This window comes from Amycolatopsis sp. NPDC059021 (genome assembly GCF_042739895.1).
Lineage (GTDB): Bacteria > Actinomycetota > Actinomycetes > Mycobacteriales > Pseudonocardiaceae > Amycolatopsis.
The window spans coordinates 48,028-52,337 of the sequence record NZ_JBHYIQ010000076.1 but is presented as its reverse complement, the minus strand read 5'-3'; the positions used below and the strand labels follow the sequence as shown (position 1 = coordinate 52,337).

The 4,310-nt window shown below is 71.7% G+C and carries 2 protein-coding genes; one reads left to right on the top strand and one right to left on the bottom strand.

Features of this window, described 5'->3' with window-relative positions:
- Positions 1 to 100 precede the first annotated feature (100 nt).
- Complete coding sequence (locus ACFWX1_RS34340) at positions 101 to 871, bottom strand: thioesterase II family protein (protein WP_378393931.1); 771 nt, start codon at positions 869 to 871, stop codon at positions 101 to 103.
- A gap of 700 nt (positions 872 to 1,571) precedes the next feature.
- Here ACFWX1_RS34340 and ACFWX1_RS34335 point away from each other — a divergent pair.
- Positions 1,572 to 4,235 carry an AAA family ATPase gene (locus tag ACFWX1_RS34335; protein ID WP_378393930.1) on the top strand — a complete coding sequence of 888 codons (2,664 nt, stop codon included), beginning with the start codon at positions 1,572 to 1,574 and terminating at the stop codon, positions 4,233 to 4,235.
- The last annotated feature ends 75 nt before the right edge of the window (positions 4,236 to 4,310 follow it).

The window sequence follows — 4,310 nt, the reverse complement described above, 5'->3', positions numbered from 1 at the left end:
ATACGCCGTTTCCCCCCACCAACCCCCCACTGCCCGCCGCCTCGGCGCCAACCCCGCCAGGAAAGTCCACAGTGGAGGGAGCGCCGCCGGGCGAGGGTGGTCAGGAAGCGGCGCGGAGGCTCGCCCAGGCGCCGAGCTGCGCCACGATGGTGCGCTGGACGGCCGCCGCCTGCGCGTTGAGGTAGAAGTGACCGCCCGGCAGCACTTCCAGCCGGAACGAGCCGGTCGTGTGCTGCTGCCACGCCCGCGCGTCCTCGACGCTGGTGACCGGATCGCTGTCGCCCACGAGCACGCACAGCGGGCTGCTCAGCTCGGGCCCGCCGTCGTGGCGATACGTCTCGACGGCCTTGTAGTCGCTGCGCACGGCGGGCAGGATCATGCGGAGGAGTTCCTCGTCGCCGAGCAGCCGGTCCTCGGTGCCGCTGAGTTCCTTGAGCGCGGAGACGACGCCGTCGTCGTCGCGCTGGTGCACGGACTCGGTACGGGCCACCGAGGGGGCCCGCCTGCCGGAGGCGAAGACGCCCACCGGCGGGGTGCCCCCTGCCTCCATCCGCCGGGCGACCTCGTAGGCGACGGTCGCGCCCATGCTGTGCCCGAACAGCGCGAGCGGGCGATCGGACCAGGCGGGTAGTTCCGCGACGATGGCGTCCGCCAGCTCACGGATGTCCTCCACGCACGGCTCGGCCCGGCGGTCCTGCCGTCCCGGATACTGGACGGCCACCACCTCGATGGCCGGGGCGAGCGCGCGGGAGACCGGGAAGTAGTAGGTCGCGGAGCCACCCGCGTGGGGGAGGCAGAGCAGCCGGACGGATGCCTCGTCGGTGGCGTGGAACCGGCGGATCCAGGCACCGGCACTTTTCGTGTCAGCCATGGGATAAGCAATTTGCCAGGTCAGCACCACTCGGAACAACCCCTATAGGAGGCCGGGGCCGGATGAACCCCGGCCGGCGGCCCGCGGTGGGAGAGCGCCGCCCCGGCGAGGCAACCCCTACACCACACCCCTGGAAAAAATTCACTCGAACGTGCCGCATCCCGGTGGCTTGCAGTATTATCCGGGCTGACGACAACGCGAGGATGCCTTCGTCGTCAGGATTTGGGAAGCACGCTGGGGCGTAGCCGAGGGGGGCTAACGGTGGTGACCAGAGACGGAAGGCGTATGCGTGACAGGTGTAGCGATTAGCCGGCTTCCTCCAGCATCCAGGCGACCGGCCGGGGGCCGCGGCGCTTCCACGGCGTGTCCGGGCAGCCATGCCGCCCGCCGCCCGGCGGACGTGTCCGGCCCGGTCGTGACCGGTATCCACGAGTCGTGGCAGCGGACGGCACGCCACGGCACCGCGGGGGCGAGTGGAGCCGGGATGACAGGCATTCTTCGTCACTTCGCGTAATCAAGGTGGGATCCGCGAACTCTCCGTCACCGGGGCGAGAGGGCGCGTCCGTGCGGAATCGTCGTGTCGCCCACGGCCGTGCAGAGGTATCCCCGAAGCGCAGGGAAGCGGACCCCATCCATTCGTGAAGTCGTATTAGTTCCGAATAACTGGGGTGTAATTGTGCGCAATGAGCCGAATGAGGCCTTGAATTCCCTGCGAGAACATTTCCGGCGAAGTACACAGGGGTCGGGCCGCCTGGTACTGGTCAGTGGCGGAATTGCCAGCGGAAAAACACGGCTGCTGAATGACTTTCTGGACCACGCCGCCGAATCGGGAGCCCTGACGCTGCGGGCGACCGGAGCACCGGACGAACGGGATTTCGGCACCGCGATCATCGATCAGCTGCTCACCAATCCGGAATTGCCCGCCGCATTGTCCGAGCGCGCCGCCGAAGCCCGGCACGGCACGCCGAACACCGCCCAGGACACCGCCTCCCCGGCCGACACCCCGCTCCTGCGGGACATCTGCCGCGCCATTCTGAACCACGCCAGGGATCACGCGGTCGTCATCGGGATCGACGATCTGCAGTTCCTGGACGAGGTTTCGCTGCAACTGCTGCTCCAGTTGCAACGGCGGATCCAGGCGAGCAGGCTGCTGCTGGTCCTGAACAAGAGCGACCATCCCGCCAACGACCAGCAACGGCTGCACGCCTGCTTTGCCCGCCAGCCGCATTATCACGTGCACCTCGCGCCGATGTCCCCCGCGACCATCGCCGGCGAGCTTTCCGCGGCGCTCGGCGGGGCGCCCGCCACCGGCCTCGCCGCGCGAGTCCACGACCTGACCGCCGGAAACCCCCTGCTCGCCGACGCGCTGATCCAGGACAACCGGCACCCGGAGCCGAGGGGACCGCTCGTGGCGGGAACGGCGTTCGCGCAAGCGGTCCAGGAGTTCCTCGCCAGGGGCGACGACCGGCTGCGGGAGGTCGCCGGCGCGCTGGCGGTGCTCGGCGCCTCCGGCACCGTCGAGCTGGTGAGCGGCCTGATCGACGTCGACCCGGCCGACGTCGAGGAGTCGGTGGCCGTGCTGACCGGCAGCGGCCTGCTGGAGAACGGCCGGTTCCGGCACGCGGCGACCCAGGCGGCCACGCTGGAGAGCGTTTCCCCCGCCGCCAAGTCCCGGCTGCACCTGCGGGCGGCCGAGCTGAAGCACCAGCAGGCCGCCCCGCTCAGCGAGGTCGCCGGGCATCTGGTGACGGCGGGCGCGGTGACCGGCAACTGGTCGATCCCGGTGCTGCGGCGGGCGGCGGCGCTGGCCGCGCGCACGGAGGACATCCCGTTCGCGACCCGCTGCCTGAAACTCGCCCTGTCCGCGGCCACCGATCCCGCCGAGCGGCAGGCGCTGGTGCGCTCGCTGGCCTGGATCACCTGGCGGGTCAACCCGTCCGGGACCACCTCCTATCTGGAGACCCTGCGCCAGGCCGCGGTCGACGGGAACCTGGAGCACGCCGATTCGGCCGTGCTGGTGCGGCACGCCCTGTGGAACGGCGATCGCGAGACCTACACCACCGCGCTCAACGTGCTCACCAGCCGTCCCGAGGCACTCGACCAGCAGACCGAAGCGGAGCTGAAACTGGCCTACCAGTGGTACTTCGGCCCGCAGCCGCAGTCGGCGGCCGTCACGGGCGGCAGGCCGGAGCCCGACCCGTGGCACCAGGCGGCCCACTCGCTGTCCCAGGTGTGGACCCAGGGCGGCAACGACACCACCACCGCCAGCGCCGAGCGGATCCTGCAGAACTGCAAGCTCAGCGACACGACGCTGGAAGCGCTCGTCACGGCGATCATCGCGCTGGTGCTGGACAACCGGCCGGACCGGGCGGAGAAATGGTGGGCGACGCTGAGCGAGGAGGCCGCCCGGCACGGGGCGACGACCTGGCGCGCGATGCTCGACGGCGTCTGGTCCTCGGTCGTGCTGCGCAGCGGCGACGTGGCGGGAGCGGCCGCGCGGGCGCAGTCGGCGCTGGGCCTGCTCGGCGCGCCCGGCTGGGGTGCCTCGATCAGCTACCCGCTCACCAGTCTGCTGTGGGCCTACGTCACCGCGGGCCGGTTCGCCGACGCCGCCGAGATCCTCCGTTATCCGGTGCCGGAGGCGATGTTCGAGACGATCGGCGGACTGCTGTTCCTGCGCGCTCGCGGGCACTACTACCTCGCCACCGGCCGCGCGCTGGCCGCGGTCAGCGACTTCCAGGAGTTCCAGCGCTCGGCGAGCAGGGTCGGCTCCGACATCCCGATCCTGGCGCCGTGGCGCACCGACCTGGCCGAGGCGAACCTGCGGCTGGGCAACCTCGACGTCGCCCGCGACCTCGCGCGGCAGCAACTGGCCCAGGCCGGTGAGGCCGACGGCTACCTCCGCGGGATGTCACTGCGGGTGCTCGCGCTGGCCGGCAGGCCGGAGGACCGGCCGGTGCTGCTGGACCGGGCGATCAAATGCTTCACGCAGTCCGGCGACCGGCTCGAGGTCAGCCGGACGACGGCCATCCTCGGCCGCCCGCGGGAGCCGTGGCGCGAGCTGGGCGGCGGGTCGGCCCCGCGGCCGCCGGGTGCGCTGCGGCCGGCGCACGCCAAGAAGCTCCCGGAGCAGCAGGCCCGCACCGGCGCGGGCGAGCCGGTCGATTCCGCGGTGCTGAGCGAAGCCGAGCTGCGGGTCGCGCAGCTCGCCGCGCTCGGCCGGACCAACCGCGAGATCGGCAGCACCCTGTTCATCACGGTGAGCACCGTCGAACAGCACCTCACGCGGGTGTACCGCAAGCTCGGGGTGAGCGGCCGCAGCCAGCTGCCCGCGGAGCTGGGCGAAAAGGTCGGCGCCGCCTGACCTCGTCGGCATCGCGGTGGGGGGCGGGGGGGCGCCCCCCCCCCCCCACCCGCCGCACTCGGCGAGCAACCCCGC

Bases quoted from the DNA above. Each gene is read 5' to 3' on its own strand.
- ACFWX1_RS34340 (WP_378393931.1), bottom strand. From the start codon at position 871: ATGGCTGACACGAAAAGTGCCGGTGCCTGGATCCGCCGGTTCCACGCC.